The 25,183-nt window shown below is 68.7% G+C and carries 22 protein-coding genes and 1 pseudogene; 13 read left to right on the top strand and 10 right to left on the bottom strand.

What is annotated here, in order from left to right; genetic code table 11:
• Nucleotides 1-76: 76 nt before the first annotated feature.
• Complete coding sequence (locus tag AB0B61_RS13455) at nucleotides 77-2,476, top strand: hypothetical protein (RefSeq protein ID WP_358431530.1); 2,400 nt, start codon at nucleotides 77-79, stop codon at nucleotides 2,474-2,476.
• A 150-nt stretch (nucleotides 2,477-2,626) separates the two neighbouring features.
• On the opposite strand, the gene AB0B61_RS13450 is transcribed toward AB0B61_RS13455, so the two are convergent.
• A complete protein-coding gene (locus AB0B61_RS13450) occupies nucleotides 2,627-3,781 on the bottom strand; it encodes a transposase (RefSeq protein WP_358431529.1) in 1,155 nt (384 codons plus the stop codon).
• A gap of 137 nt (nucleotides 3,782-3,918) precedes the next feature.
• Between AB0B61_RS13450 and AB0B61_RS13445 the strand changes: the two genes are divergently transcribed.
• From AB0B61_RS13445 to AB0B61_RS13425, 5 genes are read left to right on the top strand one after another with little or no spacing between them, the layout of a single operon-like run.
• Entirely contained in the window at nucleotides 3,919-5,148 is a 1,230-nt protein-coding gene (locus AB0B61_RS13445) for a glycosyltransferase (protein WP_358431528.1), read from the top strand.
• Between the two features lie 5 nt (nucleotides 5,149-5,153).
• Entirely contained in the window at nucleotides 5,154-5,852 is a 699-nt protein-coding gene (locus AB0B61_RS13440) for a class I SAM-dependent methyltransferase (protein ID WP_358431526.1), read from the top strand.
• A 9-nt stretch (nucleotides 5,853-5,861) separates the two neighbouring features.
• Nucleotides 5,862-6,524, top strand: coding sequence for a class I SAM-dependent methyltransferase (locus tag AB0B61_RS13435; protein WP_358431525.1), 663 nt, complete (start codon nucleotides 5,862-5,864; stop codon nucleotides 6,522-6,524).
• A 10-nt stretch (nucleotides 6,525-6,534) separates the two neighbouring features.
• Nucleotides 6,535-7,212: a polysaccharide deacetylase family protein gene (locus AB0B61_RS13430; protein ID WP_358431524.1), complete on the top strand. Its 678-nt coding sequence runs from the start codon at nucleotides 6,535-6,537 to the stop codon at nucleotides 7,210-7,212.
• A gap of 19 nt (nucleotides 7,213-7,231) precedes the next feature.
• The gene (locus AB0B61_RS13425) at nucleotides 7,232-8,686 is read left to right on the top strand and encodes a hypothetical protein (RefSeq protein WP_358431523.1); all 1,455 of its coding nucleotides are present in this window, start codon (nucleotides 7,232-7,234) and stop codon (nucleotides 8,684-8,686) included.
• A 4-nt stretch (nucleotides 8,687-8,690) separates the two neighbouring features.
• On the opposite strand, the gene AB0B61_RS13420 is transcribed toward AB0B61_RS13425, so the two are convergent.
• Nucleotides 8,691-9,053 (bottom strand): helix-turn-helix domain-containing protein, encoded by a 363-nt coding sequence (locus AB0B61_RS13420; RefSeq protein WP_358431521.1) that lies wholly within the window; start codon nucleotides 9,051-9,053, stop codon nucleotides 8,691-8,693.
• Between the two features lie 130 nt (nucleotides 9,054-9,183).
• Here AB0B61_RS13420 and AB0B61_RS13415 point away from each other — a divergent pair, with 130 nt between their 5' ends.
• Together AB0B61_RS13415 and AB0B61_RS13410 are read left to right on the top strand one after the other, a co-directional pair.
• The gene (locus AB0B61_RS13415) at nucleotides 9,184-9,750 is read left to right on the top strand and encodes an RNA polymerase sigma factor (RefSeq protein WP_358431915.1); all 567 of its coding nucleotides are present in this window, start codon (nucleotides 9,184-9,186) and stop codon (nucleotides 9,748-9,750) included.
• The gene (locus AB0B61_RS13410; protein WP_358431519.1) at nucleotides 9,747-10,748 is read left to right on the top strand and encodes a CU044_5270 family protein; all 1,002 of its coding nucleotides are present in this window, start codon (nucleotides 9,747-9,749) and stop codon (nucleotides 10,746-10,748) included. Before AB0B61_RS13415 ends, AB0B61_RS13410 begins: the two co-directional genes overlap by 4 nt.
• A gap of 84 nt (nucleotides 10,749-10,832) precedes the next feature.
• Here the strand turns inward: AB0B61_RS13410 and AB0B61_RS13405 are convergent.
• Nucleotides 10,833-11,453, bottom strand: a pseudogene (locus AB0B61_RS13405) (helix-turn-helix transcriptional regulator); the annotation flags it as partial.
• A gap of 125 nt (nucleotides 11,454-11,578) precedes the next feature.
• Here AB0B61_RS13405 and AB0B61_RS13400 point away from each other — a divergent pair.
• Entirely contained in the window at nucleotides 11,579-12,175 is a 597-nt protein-coding gene (locus AB0B61_RS13400; RefSeq protein ID WP_358431518.1) for a short chain dehydrogenase, read from the top strand.
• Nucleotides 12,176-12,287: 112 nt separating this feature from the next.
• Nucleotides 12,288-12,746: a hypothetical protein gene (locus AB0B61_RS13395; RefSeq protein ID WP_358431517.1), complete on the top strand. Its 459-nt coding sequence runs from the start codon at nucleotides 12,288-12,290 to the stop codon at nucleotides 12,744-12,746.
• Between the two features lie 429 nt (nucleotides 12,747-13,175).
• Here the strand turns inward: AB0B61_RS13395 and AB0B61_RS13390 are convergent, their stop codons facing one another.
• Nucleotides 13,176-14,045, bottom strand: a complete 870-nt coding sequence (locus AB0B61_RS13390; protein ID WP_358431516.1) for a hypothetical protein — start codon at nucleotides 14,043-14,045, stop codon at nucleotides 13,176-13,178.
• Nucleotides 14,046-14,348: 303 nt separating this feature from the next.
• Between AB0B61_RS13390 and AB0B61_RS13385 the strand changes: the two genes are divergently transcribed.
• Together AB0B61_RS13385 and AB0B61_RS13380 are read left to right on the top strand one after the other, a co-directional pair.
• The gene (locus tag AB0B61_RS13385) at nucleotides 14,349-17,186 is read left to right on the top strand and encodes a hypothetical protein (protein ID WP_358431515.1); all 2,838 of its coding nucleotides are present in this window, start codon (nucleotides 14,349-14,351) and stop codon (nucleotides 17,184-17,186) included.
• A 432-nt stretch (nucleotides 17,187-17,618) separates the two neighbouring features.
• Nucleotides 17,619-18,113 (top strand): RICIN domain-containing protein, encoded by a 495-nt coding sequence (locus AB0B61_RS13380; RefSeq protein ID WP_358431514.1) that lies wholly within the window; start codon nucleotides 17,619-17,621, stop codon nucleotides 18,111-18,113.
• 27 nt (nucleotides 18,114-18,140) lie between these two features.
• On the opposite strand, the gene AB0B61_RS13375 is transcribed toward AB0B61_RS13380, so the two are convergent.
• The 6 genes from AB0B61_RS13375 to AB0B61_RS13350 all read right to left on the bottom strand — a co-directional run bounded on the left by AB0B61_RS13375 (nucleotide 18,141) and on the right by AB0B61_RS13350 (nucleotide 24,631).
• On the bottom strand, nucleotides 18,141-18,233 hold the full coding sequence (locus AB0B61_RS13375; RefSeq protein WP_358431513.1) for a hypothetical protein: 93 nt from the start codon (nucleotides 18,231-18,233) through the stop codon (nucleotides 18,141-18,143).
• 17 nt (nucleotides 18,234-18,250) lie between these two features.
• Nucleotides 18,251-18,820 (bottom strand): hypothetical protein, encoded by a 570-nt coding sequence (locus AB0B61_RS13370; RefSeq protein WP_358431512.1) that lies wholly within the window; start codon nucleotides 18,818-18,820, stop codon nucleotides 18,251-18,253.
• Nucleotides 18,821-19,058: 238 nt separating this feature from the next.
• A complete protein-coding gene (locus tag AB0B61_RS13365; protein ID WP_358431511.1) occupies nucleotides 19,059-19,964 on the bottom strand; it encodes a DNA-processing protein DprA in 906 nt (301 codons plus the stop codon).
• A 131-nt stretch (nucleotides 19,965-20,095) separates the two neighbouring features.
• Nucleotides 20,096-21,643 carry a glutamine-hydrolyzing GMP synthase gene (gene guaA, locus AB0B61_RS13360; RefSeq protein ID WP_358431510.1) on the bottom strand — a complete coding sequence of 516 codons (1,548 nt, stop codon included), beginning with the start codon at nucleotides 21,641-21,643 and terminating at the stop codon, nucleotides 20,096-20,098.
• Between the two features lie 92 nt (nucleotides 21,644-21,735).
• On the bottom strand, nucleotides 21,736-23,229 hold the full coding sequence (locus AB0B61_RS13355) for a DUF885 family protein (protein ID WP_358431509.1): 1,494 nt from the start codon (nucleotides 23,227-23,229) through the stop codon (nucleotides 21,736-21,738).
• A gap of 43 nt (nucleotides 23,230-23,272) precedes the next feature.
• The gene (locus tag AB0B61_RS13350; protein WP_358431508.1) at nucleotides 23,273-24,631 is read right to left on the bottom strand and encodes a pyridoxal-dependent decarboxylase; all 1,359 of its coding nucleotides are present in this window, start codon (nucleotides 24,629-24,631) and stop codon (nucleotides 23,273-23,275) included.
• Between the two features lie 64 nt (nucleotides 24,632-24,695).
• On the opposite strand from AB0B61_RS13350, the gene AB0B61_RS13345 reads away from it, so the two are divergent.
• Nucleotides 24,696-25,172, top strand: a complete 477-nt coding sequence (locus AB0B61_RS13345) for an Lrp/AsnC family transcriptional regulator (protein ID WP_357948368.1) — start codon at nucleotides 24,696-24,698, stop codon at nucleotides 25,170-25,172.
• The last annotated feature ends 11 nt before the right edge of the window (nucleotides 25,173-25,183 follow it).

The following is a 25,183-nucleotide window of genomic DNA, read 5'->3' as shown; positions in this document are numbered from 1 at the left end:
AAAGGCGTGGTGACCGTATGACGATCACAGCCGCAAAAGGCGTGGCGATCACGGCGGACGAGGTCGTGGCGACTGCATGACGATCACGGCGGCAAAGAGCGTGGTGACCTCGCCGGTGGTGGGACGGCGGAGGTGGTCCGGCTGGGTGCCGGTGGGGCTGGTCGGCTTGGTGGCCGTGGCGGCGCTCGTCTGGCGCGGGGTTTCCGTCCGGGATATTGCGGCTTTCGGGGGCTATATCGGGGTCGGCGTGCTGGTTCCCGGGACGCTGCTGTGGCGGGCGTTGGCACGGGGGCGCGGGCCGCTCGCCGAGGAGCTGGCGGCGGGCCTGGCACTGGGGTACGCGGTCGAGGTGCTGGCCTACATCCTGGCGCGCACGGTCGGGCTACCGCTGCTGGTGCTCCTCTGGCCCGTTACGGTGATCGCCGCCTTCATCGCCGTACCCCGGCTACGACGACACTGGCGATCGGGACCGGGACCAGACGCGGGACCGGGGACGAGCCCGGGGACGGGAGCGGGAGCGAGCCCGGGGACGGGAGCCGGGACGGCGGGTCGCGAGTGGATGCCCCTCTGGTGCGCGTGGGCCCTGGCGGGGGTCGTCTGCTATCTCGTCGTCTGGAGCACCCTGTCGTTCTACGGGGGCCACGGCCTGACCTGGCCCGGCAACGCGACTCCCTACGTCGACATGCCCTACCACCTCGCCCTGCTCGGCGAGCTCAAGCACCACATGCCCCCGACGGTCCCGACGGTCCTGGGCGAGCCGCTGTCCTACCACTGGTACGTCTACGCCGAGATGGCCGCCACCAGCTGGGTCACCGGTATCGAACCGCAGACCCTCCTCTACCGGCTGTCGATGCTGCCGATGATGGCGGCCATGGTCGTGCTGGTGGCGGTGCTGGCCAGGCGGGTGACCGGGCAGTGGTGGGCGGGCGTGGCGGCGGTCTTCGTGACGTATTTCGCCGTCAGCCCGGAGCTGTACCGGGGAGCGAGCAATCTGTTCACCTCGCGGTCGATGTTCACGGTGTGGACCAGTCCGACGCAGACGTTCGGGGCGTTGCTCTGCGTCCCTGTGGTGCTGGTGCTCGTCGGCTGCCTGCGCCGGGAGTGGACCGGAGCGGGCGGGTGGGTGCTGGTCGGGGTGCTGTCGGTGGCGCTGACCGGCGCGAAGGCGACCTTCCTGCCGCTGTTGCTGGGTGGGCTGGTGCTCGTCCTGGTCGTCGGGCGGTGGTCGCGGCCCGCGCTCGTAGGCGTCAGAGGCACGCTGACCGAGCGGTGGTCGCGGCCCGCGCTCGTGGGCATCGGGATCATGCTGGCCGGTCTGGCGTTCGCGCAGTTCGTGGTCTTCGGGGGTCAGCGGCAGGGGCTGGTGCTCGCGCCGTTCGCGAGCATGCGGCCGGTATGGGGACTGGTGATGGACCTCGGACCCAAGCAGGTTGCCAGAGCCTCCGTGTGGCCGATGGCCGGGCTGACGGGGATTCACCTCATCTGCCTGGCGTGCGTGTGGGCGGGGCTGCTGGGCGTGCTGGCCAGGCGGGCGGTCCTGCGGGATCCGGGCATGCTGCTGTTGGTCGGGATCGGGGCGGGGGGCATCGGCGGCGTCGTACTGCTGGGGCATCCGTCGGCCAGCCAGTACTACTTCCTGGAGGGCGCTCGACCGTACCTCTCGATCGCGTCCGTGGCCGGGATGGCGGCGCTGGGCCGGGAGCGCGGATTCGCCACCGCCAAGGGGTGGGTGGCGCTGGGGGCCGGGCTGGCCGTGGGGGTCCGGGCGCTGCTCGGACCGGACATACCGGTCCACGGACTGTTTCCCCTCGCACTGCCTTACCTCGTGCTCGTGGCAGCGGTTGTCGCGGCCGTCGCGCTGTGGCGCGGGCCCGTGGCGCTCGCGGTCATCGCGTTGTGGCGCCGGGCCGTGGCGTTCGCGCCGCAGCATGAACGGCGCGGACCCGTAGTGCTGGCGGTGGTCGCGCTGCTCACCGGCTACGCGGTGCCGGCCACCTTGGCCCAAGGGGTCGGGCCGTCGAGCCATCCTGCGGCGCCGCCGCCCGTGCGCATGGTGCCGCAGGGTGCGCTGGAGGCCGGGCGGTGGCTGCGGGATCACTCCTCGCCCGACGATGTGGTGGCGACCGACGCGCACTGCCGGCCCGTCGGCTGGAAGGTGTGCGACAGCCGCCACTTCTGGGTGTCCGCCTACAGCGAGCGGCGGGTGCTGGTGGAGGGGTGGGCGTACGCCCAGAGCACGATGTCGCGAAGTGAGCCGTTCGGCATCTCCTACCTGGCCCTGCCGTTCGCGGACCAGGCGCGGCTGGCGGCGAACGACGCGATGTTCCGGCAGCCGTCGGCGGAGAATGTCGCGCGGCTCGTACGCGAATATGGCGTCAAATGGGCGTTCACGGAGAATGACACGGCCCTTGATGGCTTCGCGACGCTGCGTTTCCGCAGCGGCCAGTGCTCGGTCTACGAACTCGGCGCCGGGTAAAAGTCTGCCCTACTCCAAGAATGGTGCGGAGAAACAGCCCGCGCATCAATGGACGGCCGCAGCAGCATTCCCGTATCAACTACCACCGTTTGAAGCTGGTGGTTTGCTCTCGCGGTCCCGTCTGGGTGAAGGGAGGCCGGTAGCGTGTGGCTAATTGATGGCAGCCCAGCCCGCAATGCCGCGTGCGGCAATGTTGCGGGCCGCGATGTGGTCGGCGTGCCCAGCGAGGCCACACCCGGTGCAGACGAACCGGCCCCGCGCCAGCCTGTTCGCCCTGGACACACACCCACACTCCGGACACGCCTGCGAGGTGTAGGCGGGGTCGACCAGCACGAAGGCGACCCCGGCTCGCGCGGCCTTGTAGCGGGTGAACGCGATCTGCTGGGCGAACACCCAGCCGTGCAGGGTGCGCCGCTGGAACCGATGAGCCCTTACCCGCCCGCGGATACCTTGCAGATCCTCCAGGGCGACACCACGACCGGTGCGTTCGGCCTCACGCACCACAAACTTGCTGATCTGGTGGTTGAGATCGGTCATCATCCGATGCTCACGCCCCGACAGACGACGCAGCACCCGCCGCGCCGCAGACGTGCCCTTCTTCTGCAACCGACGACGTTGGCGATGGCGCCGCTCCCGCAGGGTACGGACGTGGCCGTTACCGCCGACCGGCCCCGGCAGCGCCGGGCCGGGCAGCACCGCACCATCGGAGGTGACCGCCAGGTTCGCCACCCCCTGATCCACCCCCACAAAGCCGCCGACCGGCTCGCGTACTACTGGTTTGGGCAGGGTGAGCGCCACCTGCAACAGCCACACTCCGCGTCGGCAGACCAGATCGGCCTCCCCCACTGGCAGCGTATCCACGGCCTTGAGATCTTCCGGCCGGCCGGTGTAGGAGACGATGACGCGGCCGGTGGGCGTCCACAGCGACACGGTCCGGGCGTCACGATGGAAGCTCATCAGCCGGGCGTCGTAGGGGACGGCACCCTGCGGACGGAAGATGTGAGCCCGTTTCTTGCTGGAACGCCGGTTGGCGTAGGCGCCGGCGACCCGGGCGATCGCCTGCACGGCCGCTTGCGCGCCCAGCCCGGTCACCTGCCCGCGCACCTCGTAATAGGCCAGCCGATGCAGCTTCACCACGGCGAACGTGCGGTGCTGCCAGGCCAGCCGAGAAACGACAGTGGCCGCCTGATTACACAGCAGCACCGCCGCCGCCAGCGCATCGGTCTGGACCGGGTTGGTCGTGAGCCGCAGTTGCACGATCGTGGGCAGGCCGTCGCGTTTGGTGGCGGAGCGGCGGATCGCCATCGCGCACCCCCTGTCACAGTGCCCTCACCCACCGCACATATTACCGAACGTGACCAAGTCTTTCCATACTGTTTCGAGAGGAGGGGTGGCGCTTCCTCCCAGCCCCTGAAGGACCGGGTCTCCGCGCCACCATTCAGATGAACACGCGTTCCGCCATGGACAGGAGCCCGGCCGTTCTCGGCGAACCGGCCACCTTGGCGACCGTGGACATCGTCATTCCGGTGCTCAACGAGCAAAAGGCACTGCCCGGTTGCATCAGGACGCTCAACGCGTTCCTCGGCGATTCCTTCCCATTGCCGTGGCGCATCACGATCGTCGACAACGGGAGCATCGACGGCACCTGGCGGGTCGCCCGGGGGCTGACGCGCGAGTTCCCGCAGGTGCACGCCCGCAAGCTGGAGACCAGGGGCCGTGGTGCGGCGTTGAAGGCCGCCTGGCGCGACAGCCCGGCCGACATCGTCGCGTACATGGACGTCGATCTGTCGACCGGGCTCGGCGCGCTGTTCCCGATGGTGGCCGCGCTCGCCAGCGGCCATTCCGAGGTCGCGATCGGCACCCGGCTCGCGCGCGGCGCCCGTACCCGCAGGTCGCTGCGGCGGGAGCTGGTCTCGCGCGGGTACAACGCCCTGCTCCGGTACGGTTTCGGCGTCGGCTTCAGCGACGCCCAGTGCGGCTTCAAGGCCGCCAGAACCGACGTGATCAGGCCGCTCATGGACCGCGTCGAGGACGACGGCTGGTTCTTCGACACCGAGTTGCTCCTGCTGGCCGAGCACAACGGCCTGCGCGTCCACGAGGTGGCGGTGGACTGGGTCGAGGATCTCGACTCGCGCGTCCGCATCATCAGGACAGCGCTCGAGGACCTCAGAGGGCTGGCCAGGGTGGCGCGGTCGATGTCCACCGGCAAGGCGGCGCTGAAGGTGGCGAACGAGACGGAGCCCACGCCCACGCATCCGGACGCGGTCGTCGCCCGGCCGCGCGCGGTGACGCTGGCCAGGTTGGGGTCGTTCGCCCTGATCGGCGGGTTCTCGACGCTCCTCTACGCGCTGCTCTATCTCCCGTTGCGTGAGCACTGGCCGGCCGCGGCGGCCAACCTCGCCGCGCTGCTGCTCACCGGCTTCGCCGGCGCCGAGGCCCGCCGCTGGACGGTCAACGTGCTCGGCGGTCACCGTACGGCCCCACGCGTCCGTACCGCGCCGGCCTTCCTGGCCGACTACGCCATCACCACCATGGCGGTGCTCGGCCTGCCGTCACCGGGCGGTCGCCTGTCCGAGGCGACCACCGCCGTCGGCACGTACTTCCTGCTCACCCTGCTGCGCTTCGCCGCACTGGACCGGTGGGTCTTCCCAAGGCGGGCCCCAACGAAATGACAGAGATGCGCGCACAAGAGATCCGCCGCATGGCCGCGCTCGAAGACGGCCACTGGTGGTACCGGGAGCGCCGGGCCATCCTCCGTGCCGAGGTAGGTCGCCTGCGGCCCGGCCGGGCGCTCGACGTCGGCGCGGCCGGTGGCGGCAACACCCTGGTCCTCGTCGAGGAGGGCTGGGAGGCGACCGCGACCGACTGCTCCGAGCTCGCGGTGGAGGTGGCCCGGGGTCGCGGGCTCCGGGCCGTACAGGCGGACGCGCGTGACCTGCCGGTCGAGTCCGGGAGCGTGGACCTCGTGACCGCCCTGGACGTGCTGGAGCACATCGAGGAGGACTACTTGGCCACCGAGCAGATCGCCAGGGTGCTGCGGCCAGGTGGGCGGGCGCTGATCGCGGTCCCCTGCGACATGTCGCTGTGGTCGGCCCATGACTACGCCGTCGGCCACGTACGCCGCTACTGCCGCGATTCGCTGACCGGCGTGGTCGAGAAGGCGGGCCTGCGCGTCGAGCGGCTGTGGAGCTGGAACGTGCTCCTGCGCCCGCTGATCGCCCGGCGCCGGCACTCGTCCACGGGCAGCGACCACCTGCGGCCGGTGTCCCCGCTGGTCAACGCCGGCCTGTCCGCGATCGTCAGGCTGGAGAGGTGCCTGCCGGTCGGTTCGCTCAGGGGCGTGACGCTGTTCCTGCGTGCCCGCCGCGAGGATTAGGAGATCCCCGTGTCGCTCGATCGGAGCCTGCTGCTCGACGACGCCCGGCGCCTGTACGCGGACGCGCCCCGGGCCCTGCGGTTCAAGCAGCGGCTGCGGGTGCTGGCCTGCCCGTTCGAGGAGACGATCGGGTACGTGCCGGAGGGTGCGAGCGTGCTCGACATCGGGTGCGGCTCCGGGCTGATGCTCGGCCTCATGGCGGCGCGCGGGAAACGCGTCCAGGGGCACGGCTTCGACCCGTGCCCGGTCGCGATCGGGCTGGCCGGGCGGATGGCCGTCCGGCTGCGCGACAGCGGCTCGACGCTGCGCTTCGAGCACCGCGACGCCCGCTCGCCGTGGCCGGCCCGCTCCTACGACGTGGTCCACATGCAGGACGTCATCCACCACGTGCCGATTCCGGCGCAGCGGGCGGTGTTCGATCGGGCCTGCGCCGCGGTACGGCCCGGCGGCCTGCTCGTGTACGCGGACATGAGCGCGCGGCCCCTGTGGCGCAACGCCGCCTGCCGCATCCACGATCTGATCGTCGCCCGCGAGTGGATCCACCCGGTGCCGATCACCACGATCGAGGACTGGGCGGCGGAGAACCGGCTCGCCCTGGAGGTGTCCCGTACCGCGCACCGCGTCATATATGGGAACGATCTAAGAGTCTTCCAGCGTCGACTTTGGCCATAAGCTAGCGCATGTGGTGATTCACGGCATACTTGCGGCGTCTTTAGCGATGACGTCGCTCCCCGCGACGAGCGCTCACGCGGAGATCGATTGCAGCCGGGTCAAATGTCTGGCCCTGACCTTCGATGACGGCCCGAGCGTCCATACGCCGAAGCTGCTCGACCTGCTCAAAAAGGAACGCGTCAAAGCCACCTTCTTCCTGGTGGGCGCGCAGGTGGAGAAATATCCGAGCATCGTCAGACGGGAAGCCGCCGAAGGCCACGCCATCGGCAACCACACCTATTCGCATCCGTCGCTGCCCACGCTGCTCGACAACGAGATCCTGGCCGAGATCCAGAACACTCAGGAACTCATCAAGGAGCAGACGGGGACGCTGCCGAAGATGTTCCGCCCGCCGTACGGGGCCACCGACGACCGGGTGCTGGGCCTGGCGGGGTCGCAGAACCTCTCGCAGGTGCTGTGGACCGGTACGACACTCGACTGGAAGCTGCGTAACGTAGCGAAAATCAAGGCGGCCGTGTTCAGGTTAGCCAAGCGCGACGGCGTGATACTCATGCATGACGTGGTGCCGCAGACCGTACAAGCCATGCCGGCGATCATCAAGGAACTCAAGAAGCGCGGCTACCACCTCGTCACCGTGCCGACGCTGGAGCGCGGCAAGGGGATGGAAGCCGGGGTGAGCTACCCCTGAACCGCCTGGATCGGGAGCTATGCAGATCGAAATCGCCAAGCGCCGGCGATGGGTGCCACTCGGGACGTTCGTCGCTATTCAGGCCGTTCTCGCCTGCTGGTGGGCGGCGTTCTATCCCGGGTTGTTCAGCCGCGATTCGGTCCTCTATCTAAGCCACACCCTCGTCGGTCCCTGGGTGGGCGACCACTCGGTCCTCTACGACTCGCTGCTGTGGCTCAGCTTCAGGACCACCGGTGACCTCGGCACGGTCACGTTCCTGCAGACCACGGCCATGGCGGCGGCGCTCACCTACCTGACGGAAGCGCTCAAGAACCTCGGCGCGCCACGCAGGTCGACGACGGTGGTGGCCGTACTCCTGCCGCTGGTGCCCACGGCCGGCGCGTTCACGGTCACGCTCTGGAAGGACGTGCCGTTCACGATCTGCGCGGTGGCGATCGCGGCCGCCTGCGCCGCGATGGCCGCCGACCGTACCGTCACCTATCGCAGACTGCTCGGGCTGGGCCTGCTGATGACCGCGCTGGGGCTGTTCCGGGCGAACGGCTTCCTCATCGTGGGCGTCGCCATCGTCGTGCTGCTGGTGGTCGTCTCGGCCATGCGCGTACGGCTGGCGCTGGTCGGCACGGTGGCGGCGGCCATCCCGCTGCTGCTCAACAACCTGCTGTTCCCCCAGTTCGGCATCGCGGCCCCGTCGAAGACGTACGTCTACCACACGGCCTTCGGCGACATCGCCGTCGCGTACCGGGACCATCCGGAGCTGTTCACCGAGCAGGACAAGACGCTCATGACCGCCGTCGCGCCACTGACCAGGTGGACCGAGGGCGGCAACTGCTACACGATCAACCCGCTGATCTGGCGGCGTGACTTCAGCTGGCCGCAGGCCGACGCGCACGCCAGTGAGCTGCTGGACCTCTGGAAACGGCTGCTCCTCGAAAAGCCGGCGATGGTGGTCGACACCAGGCTGTGCCGGGGCGCGATCGCCTGGAAGGTGTTCGGGGACGACACGGTCGAAGGCGGGCGCACCTACCGGTTCTCCCTCCGCCCGAACGCCGACACCTACGTGGGACCCAACAAGGTGCCCGACTTCCAGGGCCGGTGGGTCTACTCGCTCAGGCCGATGTCGCAGGGCCTCTACCAGACGGCGAGCTCGTGGCTGGCCACCGCCGAGCAGCCGCAGTACGACTGGCTGCTGTGGCGGGGCGCGTTCTGGTGCTACCTGTCCTATCTGGCCGTGGCCCTGGGCGCGCTGGCACAGCGCAACCGCTATGTGATCGCCGTGGCGGCGCCGGTGGTGGGGCAACAGCTCGCCATCCTGGCCAACATCTCCGCCCAGGACTTCCGGTACATGGCCTCACCGATCCTCATCGGCGTCCTGCTGGTCCCGCTGCTCATCGCCTCCATCGGCCGGCTCGTCCGGCGCCTGCCCCCTCGCGAACCGGCCTCGGCCTCGGCCGACCAGGTGGAGACGCCGGTCTAGCTCGTCAGCCGGCGGCCGCGTGGCGCGCGTCATAGCGCTCGCGGGACTCCGCCACGCTCGCGCTGTGCCTGATCGACCAGTCGGTGAACGTCAGCATCGCCTCGTGGAGCTCCAACGCCATGGGCGTGGCCGCGTACTCGACCATGGGCGGGACCGTGGCGTAGACCGTACGTTCGAGCAGGCCGTCACGTTCCAGAGCGCGCAGCGTCAGGGTGAGCATCCGGCGGCTGATGCCCTCGATGAGTCGTTCCAAGTCGGTGAACCTGACCGGCCCGTCCGATGCCGCCACCAGGATCTGGATCGCGTACTTTCCGGCGATCCGGTCGAGGACCTCGCGCGGCGTTACAGCGGTGTTCTTGTGAAGCATGTCGCTGATGGTCACACACCATGACCCACTGTTACAAGCCTTCGTCAAAGCCGCTTCACGCCAGTCGTGAACACTTCCCGCTCGATCGGTGAAGGAGAGGTGTGAACCCAAGGACCGAGAGGTGATCGCGATGTCACGGGCGCTGCCCGCGCAGGTCGGCGATGCCGTGATCATCGAACAGTCGTGGGGGGAGCCCGAACGGTTCTCCGCCATCTTCGACCGCTACTACCCCGAGATCCACGACTACGCCGCACGCAGGCTGGACAGCGCCTTAGCCGACGACATCGCCGCGGAGACGTTTCTCATCGCCTTCGACAAACGCACCGGCTACGACCTCGCGCGCCCCGACGCGCGGCCCTGGCTGTACGGCATCACCTCCAACCTCATCGCCCGGCACCGCCGCGCCGAAGTACGCCAGTACCGGGCGCTGGCCAAAGCAGGCACGGAAAAACCCATGGAGGACCACGCCGACCGAGTAGCCGGGGTGGTGGACGCGGGCGCGCGCAAATCCCGGCTCGCCCAGGCCCTGGCCGAGATCGCCGACGGTGACAGGGATGTGCTGCTCCTGATCGCCTGGGCCGAGTTCACCTCCGAGGAGGCGGGCAGCGCGCTCGGCATTCCAGCAGGAACGGCACGCTCACGGCTGCACAGGGCCCGCAGGAAGATCCAGGCCGTACTGGGAGAGGACGCATCATGAACGACTTGGAGACGCTGCGCGAGGCCTGGGACCGCCCGCGGCCCGCCTCGCCCGCCGCGCAGTCAGCGGCCAGGGCCGCCCTCTTGGCGCGAGCCGCCAGGCCCCGCCCCAAACGCCGGTGGGCGATGCGGGCGCTGGCGGTGGCCGCCTCGGCGGTGGTGATCGCGACGGGGGCGACCGTGTTCCAGTCCCTGGGAGGAGGAGAGGGACAGCCGACACTCCCCGCTGCCAACGCGCAGGTGGTGCTCACCAGGATCGCGGCGACCGTACAGGAGAAGGACTTCACGCCGCCACGCGACGATCAGTGGATCTACACCGAGATGCGCGTGCGGAGCCATGAAAAGGACATCCTGGGCAAGCGGCTCACGCCGCAGACGCCGTTGACGAGCAAGATCCACGAGTTCTGGACGCGAGCCGACGGCAAGCGGGTCGGCTACATGGTGCGTGGCAAGCTGATGACCACCAACCCCGGGGATCGGACGCCGGAGAACACTTACGCGATGGTGGCCGCGCTGCCCACCGACCCTGACAAACTGCTGGCCAAGTTCCGCAAGATCCACGCTGTGCCGGACGCGGATCAGGACGACTGGATCTTCCTGCGGTTCGCCGTGACCCTGCAGCAGAACGTCCCCCCGCCGGCCCAGGAGGCCGCCATCTTCAAGGCGATGGCCAAGCTCTCCGGCGTGACGGTGAACGAGTCGGCGGTGGATGACGAGGGTCGTCCGGCGCTGTCGGTCTCTCGCGTCTCCGACAAGTGGCTCAAACGCGAGGTCCTGCTGGACCCGTCGACGTACGCCTTCCGAGGCAGGCGCGAGACCGCGCTGGCGGATCACGAGGAGCGATATCCGCAGCCGGGAGTCAAAAAGTTCAAAATCAAGGACGGCAAGTATGTTCCGAGTCCCCCTCGCGTGGAGTGGAGCATCGAGAAGGGAACCGTCTGGCTGGCGTTCACGCGCACCGTCGTGGGCGTCGTCGACCGGGCCGGGCAGAAGCCGTAACCGTTCTCCGAGCTTCACCAGTCCGCGGCCCGGAGCAGAATGCGCGGCCCACAGTTTCGCGAACTCCGGGCTCCCGACCGTCAGCTCGCCTACGAGACCGGTCAGGCCCGGAGCGCCGGGATAGCGGCCCGCGATCAGCCGCAGATCGGCGACGGTGGAGCGCGCCTTGCGCGGCCAGTCGCCGTACAGCTCGCGCATGTGGGGGTCGAGGAACAGCATGCGGGCGATGTTGGGGCGTTCGGCGGGCCGGTTCGGGGCGTCGAAGTCGAGGTGCCCGGCCAGCAGCGCGTGCGCCATCGGATTCCACGCCAGGACGTCGAGGAAGCGCCCCATGACCAGTGCGGGCACGTCCCCGAAAGACTCGATCATGAGCCGTACGCCCGGCCGTACCTGCTCAGGCTTGGCCGCCCGGCGCCGGGTCCTCGCCTTGGGCCGGGCCAGTGAGTAGAGGTGGGCGCGTTCGGCCTGGTCCAGGCGCAGGACCCGGGCGACGGCGTCGAGCACGGCGTCGGAGGCGTTGGGACTCTGGCCCTGTTCGAGGCGGGTGTAGTAGCCGGCACTCACCCCGGCGAGCTGAGCCAGCTCCTCACGCCGCAGGCCGGGCACCCGGCGACGTCCTCCGAACGTGGGAAGTCCGGCGTCCTCGGGCTGCAGCCGCGCCCGCCTCGACCGCAAGAACTCGCCCAGTTCACCATGTACGTCCATATATCCCAGTGTCGCGAACCAGCGGCCGTGGAGCCTGCACCTGTCAGGTGTACCCCCGGCGGAGGGCTGGATGGGACGTACCGTCGGCCGCAGCCTGGTCTCCGGACACCTTTTCGGGAGAACCAGTGAAGATCATTATGATCGGTGCGACGGGGACCATCGGAAGTGCGGTCGCCGAGGCGTTGGAGGCCCGCCACGAGGTGGTCCGCGCGGCGCGCCGAGGCCCGGTACGCGTGGACATGGCCGACACCGCGTCGGTCGACGCCCTGTTCTCGCAGGTCAGCCAAGTGGACGCGGTGGTGTGCTGCGCGGCGAGCGGCGGCCTGTCACCACTGGACACGCGCTCGGACGCGGACTTCTGGGGCGACGGGCTCGAAGGGAAGCTGATCGGACAGGTGAACCTGGTCCGGCGAGCGCTCACGCGCGTACGGGACGGCGGATCCGTCACGCTCACCAGCGGACGGTTCGCGGAGCCCATCCCGGGCAGTTCGCTCGGTTACCTGGTCAACTCGGGCTTGGAGGCGTTCGTACACGCCGCCGCGATCGAGATGCCGCGAGGTGTCCGCCTGAACACCGTCAGCCCTGGCTGGGTGCGCGAAACCCTCCTCGACCTGGGCATGGACCCCGCCGCTGGTACACCGGCGGCCGACGTCGCGCGCGTCTATGTGGACGCCGTGGAAGGCCCCGCCCACGGCCGCACCCTCTTGGTGAACGCGTTGTGAACACCCGATGGCCGACACACCCTGGCGTGTCGGCACAAGAGCTTGGACGAAGGAGCGCACGAAAGGGCGGCAGCGGACGTACCGGCCGGAGGGCGCCCGCTACCTTGCTTATGTGACGCTCAGGAAGATCAACGACAGCTGGGTCGGAGACGACATCAATGACCTGGTCACCTATATCGGCGTCGAGCCGAACGAATACGTCGCGCATCAGGTGGTTGCGGCACGTTGCGCCCACTGCTCAGGTCAGGTCTTCGTCCTCGAGACCGACGAATCCTCGACATGCGTGCGCCGCACATGCGCCCAATGCGACCAGACCACCTACATGCTCGACAGCGAAGAGAACTGGCCGACAACAGAGGAAGAGGCCGAAGCCAACTACTTCGTCGAGTGCACCTGCGGCTCGGACCAGTTCGAGACGGCAGTCGGCTTTTCGTTCTACGACGACACGCCGACCTCGGACATCCGCTGGGTCAGCATCGCGGTCCGATGCACGACCGACGGGCTCATCGGCTACTGCGCGGACTGGAAGATCGGATATGGGCCCTCACGCCAGTTGGTCGACTCGGTCTGAAACGCCGGCACCCGGGAACGCGCCCGAAGATCCAATCCCACTCATCATCGCCATTGACCCGGTCCTCATGACTTTGAGCTCCAGCAAGATCAGTTCGGCGAATCGTCCGCTTTTGAGGGTTGAGTCGGCGGCACCGCCTGGAGGAGATCCGGGGCAACCTGACCGCCCGGACTGCCGGGGCCGAACACGAAGGCCGGCTCAACTGCACGGTATCGGCGATGGCCGTAGAGCAGACCAGGGCCACGGGTACGAGTTGGTCCAAAGCCCGTACCCATGGCCCTGAGCCTTTCCCCTCCAGGTAGAGCCGAAGAGTCCATCCGGAGGCAGCAGCGGCCGGGCGACGACCTACGGCCGTCTCCCAGAACGCGGAAGCACCCAGCCAGGCGGAATTCTCGATCCGAGATCGACCACCCGGCGGCCACCGAACTCTTAGTTCTTGCTCCAGATCGCCGCGTAGACGTTGTCCTCGACGTTCGTGACGATGGGGTGGTAGCCCAGCCCCTTCAACTCGAGGGACTTGAGCTTGTAGGTCACGCTGGACAGCTGCAGATACTCCTTCAGGCCGGCCGAGCTGCCCGTACCCCACACGGTGGTGTAGAGCTTGCCGGGCTCGACGGCCATGGCAACGGGACGCAGGCCCTGCTTCGCCCGCGCCAGGAGCTCCTTGCCGCGCTGCTCCACGGTCTGGCCGGTGGTCACGTGGAGGGTTCCCGTGACAGCCCCGGCAGCCCAAACGGCCGTGTAGAGCGGCTTCTCAGCTGTGCCGTACACGTCCAGTGAGGAAATCTGGTAACCGGCGGCGCCGAGCTGGGTGTTGACGGTCGCCAAGGCTTCCTTGGTCAGGTCGGTCTTGGACTGGAGCTTGCGCGTGGTCTTCTCGAAGACCGCCGCGAAGATGGCGCCCGTGCCCGCACCCGTACCAGTGATCATGGTGGGCTGGAAGCCCAGCTTCTGCTGTTCGGTGATGCGCTTCGGCAGGTCGGTGACCGACAGGTCCTGCAGGACGTTCACCTTGCGGGTGGCGTCCTTGATCCATACGGAGGTGTACTCCGGGTTGGCCGCGTTGGTCACGCTCAACGCCGAGGGAACGTAGCCCGTCCCCAGCAACTGCTTGATGCGCTGCAGGTGGGCGGACTCGGTGAGTCCCTGGAGGGAGAGCCAGCTCAGCGGCAGGTTCTGGGCGGACTGGACGGTCTTGGCGGGCTGCTCGGCCATCGCCGGAGACGAAAGCGCCAGCAAGGGAGCCGTGACCGCCGCGAGCACCGTGGTGACAGCGACGATTCTCGGAGTGTTCCTCATGGTCCTCCTTAGGTAAAGGTTGTCCCAAAACCAGGACAAGAAGCGACCATAACAGGGAATGAGCGAAACTTGACCATCTGTCACCATGATCGTGACAACGATGTGTCAAGAAGACGGGTGCCGAACGGCGACAACCAGAGAAACCTTCATGTTTTGGCCGGTCACCGACGTGCCCGACCCACGCTCTCAGGTCTGGACGGCTCATGCGCGATTGGGGTGCCAGCTTGTGGCTTGAGGCTTGTCTCGCGTGTCTGAGTACCGCCTACTCATGCGGCTCACGCGGTGGCCGCTGATAGTGGCCGCATGCAGATCAAGCCAGCAATCCGCTACGCGGTCGCGCTGGTCGTGGCTCTGGCCGGGGTGTTCGTGACCTCGCCGCCGGTCAGGGCCGAGACGGCCACCCAGCCGCTGACCTTACGCGTGCTCCTGGTGAACTGTGTGGACCCGTGCCGCAACGAGGGCCTGGAGGCCGCGGGCGAGAGCGCTCCGGACTTCTACGCCGAGATCACCTTCGACGGGTTCGACACCTACACCACCCCCAGAGCTCCGGACGACCAGGTCCAGGTCGCGCCGAACTGGTCGCTGACCAAGCAGATCCCGACCACCAAGACCGAGCAGAAGATCAGCGTCCTGATCAAGGACCACGACGACACCAGCCCCGACGACTGGGGTGACGCCTCACCCCGCCACGACGACCCGTACGCCCGCTTCACCGTGAACCTCATCCACGGCACCGTCACCGGCGACCTGACCTCCTCAACGGGCTGCGTGGCGGGCAACGGCGAGCCGGGCGGCGGAATCTTCGGGCCGGACCCGAAGCCCTCGGTCCAGGTCTGCGTGGACATCACGCCGTACCCCAGCGCGGACACCGACGGGGACGGGTTCACCGACTACGAGGAGTACCGGGGCCTGGACTTCAACAACGACAACGTGGTCGACCTGACGCTACCGGGCGCGGACGCCGCGCGCAGGGACGTCTACGTCGAGGTGGACTGGATGACGGGCGAGAACCCGCAGACGGGCGTGCTGCAGGACGTCGAGGGTGTCTTCAACAACGCGCCCGTGATCAACAATCAGCAGCGGACGGGTATCGGGCTGCACCTGCTGGCCGACGAGGCGGTGCCGTACGTCGCCACGCTGGAGTTCAACAACCATCTCACCGGCACTCTGGACGACTTCGACGACCTCAAGCTCGGCAACCCGGAGCGGGCGTGCGGTCCCACCGCCACCGGCCACTTCGGCACCGCGCAGGACAGGTCCAGCCCGCTGTGCAATGACATCATGCTGTTCAAGCGGCTGCACTTCCGGTACGGGATGTTCATCCACGCGCTGCCCACCTTCAACTCGGGAATGGCGGAGCTGGACGAGCGCGGCAGCAACGACTTCGTGGTGGCGGTGGACGGCCTCGGGACCCCGCTGATCAACACCCTCGGGGGCAGGAAGGTGGCCGAGGAGTCGACGTTCCTGCACGAGCTGGGCCACACGCTCGGCCTGGGGCACGGCGGCCGCTTCGACAACGGCGACCTCGACCTGCACAACTGCAAGCCCAACTACCTGAGCGTGATGAACTACCTGTACCAGTTCCCCGACGTCGACACCACGCGCCCGCTGGACCTGGCCACGGTCGCCACGGACACGCTGAGGGAGAACGGCGGGCTCGACGAGCTCAGGTCGCCCGCGCTCGCTCGTGCCGGCTCGCGACTGATCATCCACGGCGTGGGCGGTAAGTCCGCCAACCACCCGGCGAACAGGGCCATCCATTGGGCCGGCGAGGACGGCTCCTACTCCGACCACGCCACCGAGGACGTCAACCTCATCCCCGCTTACGGCAACGAATGCGCCACCGCCAGCCCCGGCGACACACTGCTCAGCCACACCGACTGGGACCGGCTCCAGTTCGACTTCACCAGCAGCAGATACTTCTCCGAGGGCGCGCACGGCCAGGCCATCGACGAACTCACCGCCGCCGACCTGGAGCGCGTCCATTCCATCGACCTGGCCGTGACCAAGACCGTGGACAAGAGCGACGCCCAGACCGGCGACACGCTCACGTACACCGTGCGAGGCACGAACAAGTCCGCCAACGAGGCCTCCTCGGTCACCCTCACCGACACGCCGCCGAGCGGCGAGCCGATCACGAGGTCCGTCGGCGCCCTGCCGGCCACCGAGACCTTCACCTACCAGGTTCCCTGTACGGCGGTGGACGGCAGCACGCTCACCAACAGCGTGAAGATCTCCGGCCGCAACGCCGCCGGCGGGCCCGAGGTCGAGGCGACCCTGGCGGACAACACCGCCACCGCCTCGACCACCGCCCACGCCCCGGTCCTGACCCTGTCGCAGACCGCGACGCCGTCGGCCGAGCCCGGGGACGCGATCACGTACACGCTGGCGTACCGCAACACCGGCAGCGCCCAGGCGACCGGCGCCACGCTGACCCAGACGCTGCCCGCCGGCCTGTACTACAGCCAGGCGCTGGACAAGGGCTCCGGCCCGCGCCCCGGAACGGTCACCCGCAACGCCGACGGCACCACCACGCTGACCTGGACCGTGGGCACCCTCGCCCCGGACGCCTCGGGCAGCGTCGCCATCACCGCCCGGCCGAGCCTGCTGACCCCGCCGGGGCCGCTCACCGTCCAGGCCGCCCTGCGGTACGGCGGGCAGAGCGGCTGCGCGTTCACCCCCGCCACCGCCCAAGCCACCACCCAGGTCACCGAACCGGCTCCCACCAAGAACCCACAGCTCACCACGGTCTGGGCGCTGCGCGGCGACCTTCGTACCCCTGAGGTGCTGGCCCGCGTCCAGGCGACGGACACCCGCTTCGACGGGGCCGACGGCAGCACCCCGGACGGGGCGCTGTCCCAGGCGGAGGCCACGGCCGTCCTGACGCTGCCGGTTCTGCAGCCGCGCACGCTGCGGGCCGAACTGCTGGCCACCGCGCTCAACCTGGCCACTCACCGGATCAACGCCGGCACGGCCATCCACACGATCACCATCGAACGGCTCGGCCTCCACACGGTCGCCGACGCCTACCGCTTCACGGCAGCCACCCTGGCGCTGCCCGTCCTGCCGAACACGATCCGCTACACCGACAACACCCTGGCCCTGACCGAGATCAACTCCAACCTCGCCGAACGATACTGACCGCCTCCTGCGTGTGGCCCCGCCACTTCGCCGGGGCCACACCTGCCGAACCGGACATGCCCCCCAGCCGGGCATCCGGCTCTCTCTAGCCGGTACGGCCACCGGGCCGACACCGGCCGAGGGACTGTACGGTTTTCGGCCTTGGTAAATGGCCGCCATCGAAAACCCCTTGCTGCCGCCGGCCAGAAGCTGTAGGCCATGCGAGAGGCCGCGACCCGCGCGACCACCGTCAGCCTCGGCATGGCAGAGGGCCGCTCGGTGCGGGTAAGGGTCATCCCTCCAAGGCGGCCACCTTGCTCCCCGGGGAGAACGCCGAGCCTGAGGGACTCGAAGCGGCCATCCGCGAAGTCCCCATGAGAGCTACCAGTTGTCGCAACAAAACGGGAATTGTGCGCGTCATAGCGATCAACACCTCTCAGGAAGGTCATCGACATGGTCGCCACCCCCAAGAAGCTTTTCGCCATCGCCACAACAGCCGTCATGGCGCTGTCCCTGACCGCCGCCCCCGCCTCGGCGGCGAGCGGGGCGAGCGGGGCGAGCAGGTCGCGCCTGATGAACGCCGCCACCGAACTCTGCCTAGCCGTAGGCAAGAGCGAAGTGCGGGCCGGCAAGAAGGTCATCCAGTGGACCTGCTCCACCAACAAGGACCAGCAGTGGATCTACCGTAAGCGCAAGGTCATCAACGCCAAGACCGGCATGTGCCTGGCGATCGCCCGCGGCGTCCAGGTCAAGGGCAAGTACGCGATCCAGTGGCCGTGCACCGATGGCGGGTCCGAGCAGGAATGGATCTACGACGAGCACCAGCGACTGCGCAACCGGGCCACCGACATGTGCCTGGCGGTCGGCAAGGCCGAACGCAAGCCGGGCAAATGGATCATCCAGTGGACGTGCCGGGACTCCGCCGACCAGGCCTGGCTGATGCGCTAACACCACGGGACGCGCGCACGTGCGGCGTCACTCCCACTCGATGGTGCCCGGCGGCTTGCTCGTCACGTCGAGCACCACCCGGTTCACCTCGCGGACCTCGCTCATGATCCGGGACAGCACGTCCTGCGCGACCAGGCCTAGGACGTCACCGATGGCAGTCGACAGTCGCCGCCTGTGACGGGACAGATGTCCAGGGAGTACTCCCGGTCAGCGAGAATCCGCTGAAGGGATGCTTCCACAAGCGACCTCTGGAAGTCGGTGCGGATGCGGCGTGCGACCACCACGATGGTCACCTCCGAAGCTCCCGCGAGCAGGAGCGTGGCGGCTGCGGACTGCGCGTGGCCGCCTTGAACCCAAGTGTCCTCCAGCACGACGATGTGCTTGCCGGCCACAGCCGCCGAATCGAGCACGATGAAGTGATCAGAGCGCGCCTCACGCCGCTGCGCCTCAGGAATGCCATGGGCGGCCTGGAGTCCTAACCGTGCCCAATGATCTGGAAGTACGGCCGCCAAGGCAGTGAGGGGATGAGCACCGGCACGCCCTCGAAGCGAGGGGACCACCGCCATGCCACTGACGGGCTTGGCCGTAACGATATCGAGGCACGATGCATGGGCATCGGCGAATCCGATGAGGAGAAGGAGTAGACGTTGATAAGAGGGGTTGCGGATCCGCTGCGCTTCAGGAATTAGATCTTTGTAGCGGTACATGTCCCGATCCGCCTGCGTGCCCACGACAGCGTAGGTCAAAGGAACGACGCGCCGTGCGACAGGCACATCGCCCCGGCGGGCATCCACACTGCAGCGGTAGCACCTCGTGTACTGCGAGGAGACAGGTCCTGTACAGACATCGCATGTGACGTTCGGTATCCGGAGAGGATTTGTCATGATCGCGCCAAGTCGCTCGCGAATCATCTCCCGGAGCCCGGAAAAAGTCTCCGCCAATGAGTCAGCCAATCCTGGAAAGGAAATCCTCTAGCTGCTTGGGACGGTCCAGCAAGTCGTCGACGATGGTCATCGCCTCGTCGGCGTCCTGAGCCACGTGGACATCGGGTTTGCCTGCCGCGACCCGCCCCCACTGAGTGCGATCGATCACCGACTGCATCAAGATCACCGGCCGACCGTGCTCCACAGCCTTGCGCGCCTGGATACGGGTGCCGCTTCTCTCGCTGGCCTCGACGATGATCGTCGCCAAACTGTAGCCCGACATCGTGCCGTTGCGCAGGGGGAACGTCGTCTTGTCCGGTGCTCTGTCCGGCCAGAACTGGGAGAATACGGCGCCTTGCGCGGCAACCTCTCGATGGAGGTCGCGATTCTCTGGCGGGAAATGTCGACAGATCCCGGTGCCGATGACGGCCACAGTCCGGCCGCCTGCTTTGAGCGCTGCCCGGTGTGCGGCAGTGTCGACACCGGCGGCCAGACCTGAAACCACTGTGAGGTCGCGCTCCACGAGCCTCGTGGCCAACTCCGCCGCTATCAACCGGCCTTCCGATGAGACCGTTCGAGAACCGACCACGGCGACCCCGTCGTCCTCCTCGAGGACCGTCCCGCGGGCGAACAGCAGCAGGGGCCGATCGAACACATCCCGCAGTCGGTGCGGGTAATGGTCATCCCCCAAGGCGATGACTTGGATGCCACCTTGCTCCCAGGAAGCGATCTCGTCCTTCGCCTGGGTTATCGCTTCCTCAACCGGATCGGAGAACAGGTCGACGGGGGCGAGGCGTTCGCGCAGCAGCGCCGCGGCTGAAGCCCCTTCGGTAAGTTGCTGAACGAGCTCGCGCTCGCCCTTCTCGGTGGAGGTGCGGCAAAGCAGCGCCACCGTCGCGGCGCGTTCCCTGTCATCCCCCTGGCCCACGCCGCCAGCGTAGTGTCCCAACCAGCCCTCCGTCATCCCCGACATCGAACACATGTACCGATTGCTTTGGGTATCCGGCGGTCGGCATGACCTTGGCTTCGCAGGCACGCAGCCGCATTAGCGCTGCGGCGTTACTCCCACTCGATGGTGCCCGGCGGCTTGCTCGTCACGTCGAGCACCACCCGGTTGACGTCGCGGACCTCGTTCGTGATCCGGGTGGAGATCCGGGACAGTACGTCATAGGGCACCCGCGACCAGTCGGCCGTCATCGCGTCCTCGGACGTCACCGGCCGCAGCACCACCGGATGCCCGTACGTACGCCCATCCCCCTGCACACCCACCGACCGCACGTCGGCCAGCAGCACCACCGGGCACTGCCAGATCTCCCGGTCGAGACCGGCGCGCGACAGCTCCTCGCGGGCGATCGCGTCGGCCTCGCGCAGCAGGTCGAGGCGTTCGCGGGTGACCTCGCCGACGATGCGGATGCCGAGGCCGGGGCCGGGGAACGGCTGGCGCCAGACCATCGCCGTCGGCAGGCCGAGCTCCTCGCCCGCCCGGCGTACCTCGTCCTTGAACAGGGTCCGCAGCGGCTCCACGAGCGTGAACTGCAGGTCATCCGGCAGGCCGCCGACGTTGTGGTGCGACTTGATGTTGGCGGTGCCCGTGCCGCCGCCGGATTCGACCACGTCGGGGTAGAGCGTGCCCTGCACCAGGAAGTCGACGGGGCCGTCGGCCATGATGGCGCGCTGTTCGTCCTCGAAGACCCGGATGAACTCGCGGCCGATGATCTTGCGCTTCTCCTCGGGGTCGCTGACGCCTTCGAGGGCCTTGAGGAAGCGGTCGGCGGCGTCGACGACGCGGAGCTTGACGCCCGTGGCGCGGACGAAGTCGCGCTCGACCTGCTCGGCCTCGCCCTTGCGGAGCAGGCCGTGGTCGACGAACACGCAGGTCAGCCGGTCGCCGATGGCGCGCTGGACCATCGCGCCGGCCACCGCCGAGTCGACGCCGCCGGACAACGCGCAGATCGCGCGGCCGTCGCCCACCTGCTGACGGACCGCCTCGACGGCGTCTTCGACGATGTTGAGCATGGTCCAGGTCGGGCGGCAGCCCGCCGCGTCGAGGAAGTGCTTGAGCACCGCCTGGCCGTGCTCGGAGTGGAGCACCTCGGGGTGGAACTGCACGCCGTAGAGTCCGCGCCCGGTGTCCTCGAAGGCGGCGACGGGCGTCTGCTGGGTCGAGGCGGTCACCGTGAAGCCCTCGGGGGCGGTGGCCACGCTGTCGCCGTGGGACATCCAGACCTTCTGCGCGGCGGGCAGCCCGGCGAAGATCACGCCCTCGCTGAGCACGTCGAGGTCGGTGCCGCCGTATTCGGCGACGCCCGTCTGGGCGACCTCGCCGCCCAGCGCCTGGGCCATGGCCTGGAAGCCGTAGCAGATGCCGAACGTCGGCACCCCCGTCGAGAACAGCCCCTGGGGCACGGCGGGGGCGCCCTCGGCGTAGACCGAGGAGGGCCCGCCGGACAGGATGATCGCCTTCGGCTTCTTGGCCAGCATCTCCTCGACCGGCATCGTCGAGGGGACGATCTCGGAGAAGACGTGGCACTCACGGACCCGCCTGGCTATCAGCTGCGCGTATTGCGCGCCGAAGTCGACGACGAGCACTGTGTCGAACTCAGACACCGAGAGGACCCCCCAAAGCGAATGCGGTGCTCCAAGTGTATCGGGGGGTTGCCCTAGCTAGAGGATGCTCCCCATCAGTCCCGACGCGGCCCCTAGAGGATGCTTCCGATCAGCCCCAACGGCGGCGAGCCGAGGTCGAGCAGGGCCTTGTGGAAGCGCTGCAGCGTGAAGCCCGCCCCCCATTCCTTGCGCGCCTGCTCGCGCAGGTCGAGGATGAGCAGCTTGCCCCAGGTGTAGCGGCCATAGGTGGGGTCGAACGTGGCCCGCCTCGCCTCCGACAGCGCGGCCGGTCCGGCCAGGTTGGTGTCGGACTCGAAACGCCTGGCGCCGTCCTCGACCGTCATCTGCCCGGTGTGTACGCCGATGGCGCAGGCCAGCCGCGTGACCCGGACCAGCGCCTCCACCCAGACCCCGATCTCGAAACGCGGGTCCTGGGCCTCGAACCCCTCCTCGACGCAGAGCTCCTCGGCGTAATGCGCCCAGCCCTCGGCGAACGACATCGACTGCAGCAGCCGCCGCACGTCCGAGCCGGCCCGGCGCAGGGCGCGGCCGTGCGAGAAGTGCCCGGGAGCGACCTCGTGCACGTTGATCGCGGGCAGCGTGGTGTCGCTGAACACCTCCAGCCACTCCTCGGCGTCCTGCGCGGGCCAGGCGGGGTCCGGCGGGGTGATGTGGTACCAGGAGGGGCCCTCCGGTTCGCCGGGAGAGTTCCACGACATCATCGCCATCCCCCAGCGGCGCGACGCGGGCGCCAGGCCGACCAGGCACTCGCCGTCGTGGTAGGGAACCAGGTCCTTCTCGCGGGTGAACGCGATGGCCTTCTCGGTGCCGATCCTGGCCGCCTCGATGACGCCGTCGGCGTCGGGGTGCTGCTTGACCAGCTCGCGTACGACGTCCAGCGGCGCCTCTCCCCGCCGCCCCAGCTTGGCGCAGGACTCGGTGAGCAGGGCCATGAGCCGGTCGCGCTCGGCGTCGGCGCGCTCGGCCAGCCTGCCGAGGTCGACGGGGAGCCCTTCGGTGCCGCCCATCAGCCGGGCCAGCGCGTCGCCGCCGAGCGACGCGTCGGGGTCGCCGACCGCCGCCGCCCGCTCGATGTGCGCGACCAGCAGCCCGTGCGCGTCGAGCGCGGTCTGGTCCGTGACACCGGCGGACAGTCCCTGTATGGGTGCGACCAGCGACCTCGCGACCGGCGCGCTGACCCGGTCGAGCGCGGCGATCGCGTGCGTCACCGCCTCCGGCCAGCGCGCCAGGTGCGCGGCCTTGGCGGCCTCGCGCTCGGCCTGCGGGGCGTAGTCGCGGTCGTAGCAGGCCAGGTCGAGGTTCGCCAGGTGCGGCAGCGGATTGCTCCGGTGCAGCTCCAGCTCGCCGTACTGGGTACGCAGGCCGTCCTCGAAGACCCGCAGATGCGCCGAGTCGTACGGGTCGGCGGGTGCGGCGCCCTCTCCAAGCCGCGCCAGTCCGGCCTGTACGCCTTCCGGCGACAGATCCTGGATCTTGCCGTCGTACTCGTGCCTGCCGCCCGACTCGCGTGCGTCGGCGACGTTCAGATCCGTTATGGCGCGGAGCCTGGGGTCGAGTTCCGTCATGTCGCCGACGCTAGCGCACCGGAGTCCGACGGGCTCTGGTCAATCAGCTGCTGTGCAGGGCCTCGATCGCGTCCAGCAGGCCTTCGAGCGTGGTGTCGTCCGTGGCCGGGGCCATGACCGTGACGCGTAAGTGGCGGAGGCCGTCGAGCTCCGTCGAGGTGAGATAGAAGGCGCCGTTGGCCATGAGACGCTCGCGCAGGTCCGCCTGGTCGGCGTCGCCGTACCGGAAGCAGACGATGTTGCTCTCCGGCTCGTACGGCAGCGCGAACCCCGGCCGCCGGCGGGCCAGCTCCCAGAAGCGGTGGGCCGTGGCGTACTGGCGTGAGACGTACTCGCCCAGGCCGCGCTCGCCGCGCCAGGCCAGGTTCAGGAAGATCTTGAGTCCGAGCTCCGCCTTGGTGCACTCGACCGTACGGCCGATGAGGTCGAAGCCGCGCTCGCCGTAGAACAGGTAGCTGGCCTCCTGCTTGAAGGCCGCGTCGAGGTCGTTCTCCTTGCGTACGAGGACGGCGGCGGCCAGGGAAGAGGTACGGAGCATCTTGTGCGCGTCCCAGATGACCGAGTCGGCCAGCTCGATGCCGTCGAGCAGGTGCGCGTGCTCCTCGGCGAGCAGGGCGGAGGCGCCGTGCGCGCCGTCCACGTGGAACCAGACGCCCCGCTCGCGGCACCACTCTCCGACGGCGCGCAGATCGTCGTACAGACCGGTGCCCGTGGCGCAGGCGGCCGCGACCAGCGCCATCACCCTACGTCCCGAAATATCCGGCAATTTTGTGGCGTCTATGCGTCCGAGGTGGTCTGTCGCCAGCGGCACCATGGCCCGCTGCCCCAGCCCGAGGATCGAGGCCGCCCGCGACACCGAGTAGTGCGCCGACGCGGGCGCGAGGATCACCAGGTCGCCGGGCACACCGTCCTCCCATGCCTCAGGTACGGCCCGCGCCCGCGCCGCCAGCAGCGCCGTGAGGTTGGCCAGCGAGCCGCCATGGGTGAGCACCCCACCGCCCGCCGGGAACCCCACCTTGGCCAGCATCCACCTCAGCACCTCGAACTCCACCGTGGCCGCCGCCGCGCCCATCTCGTAGATGGCCATCGGGTTGTTCGTGGCGCCGTGGACGAAGTCGGCCAGCGCGGCGGGGAAGTCGGGCGAGGCGCTCTGGTGGCCCAGGTAGGCGGGGTGGTGCAGCCGGGTCCCCTCGCCGAGATAGGTCCGCAGGAAGTCGCGGTAGGTCGCGGGCGTCATACCGCCCTTGGCGATCAGCTCACCGATTCTCAGCCGTTCGGCCAGCTCACGGGGCGGGCGACGGCTGATCACGGGCTCGTCACCGCGCTGGCTGCGGTCCACGTAGGCCGCCAGCTCGCCGGCCGTAATCCCGGCGGCTTCGGTGAACTCCTCGATGTTCCACATACTTCGAGATACTCAACAATTCGGTGGTGTACGACTAGCCTTGCCGAATCGGGAGGCGGTAATAGTGCATAACGCCGAACTGGATTCGATCGACCTGGCGATCCTGGCCGAGTTGCAGAAGGACGCCCGGCTGCCCAACAAGGATCTCGCCGAGCGGCTCGGCGTCGCGCCCTCCACCGCGCTGGAACGCGTACGTTCGCTGCGCCGCCGTGGGGTCATCACCGGCTTCCGCGCCGCCGTCGACACGGCCCGGCTCGGCCGCCCGCTCCAGGCGCTGCTCGCCCTGCGCGTACGGCCGCACACCAGCCGGATCGTGGACCCGTTGCGCACGTTCGTGCTGGGGCTGCCGGAGACGATCACGCTGTTCCACGTCGCGGGCACCGAGGACTTCCTGGTGCACGTGGCCGTGGCCGACGCCGATCACCTGCACCGGCTGGCCCTGGAGCGGTTCCTGATCCGTACGGAGATCGTGCACCTGCACACCACCCTGATCTTCAAGACCGAGCACCAGCCCGTCCAGCGGCCGGCCGAAATGGGCTGAAGGAAGATCGC

This window comes from Nonomuraea sp. NPDC049158, assembly GCF_040648335.1.
Taxonomy (GTDB): Bacteria; Actinomycetota; Actinomycetes; order Streptosporangiales; family Streptosporangiaceae; genus Nonomuraea.
Note: the sequence above shows the minus strand (reverse complement) of the source record. Positions and strands in the feature narration are given on the sequence as shown.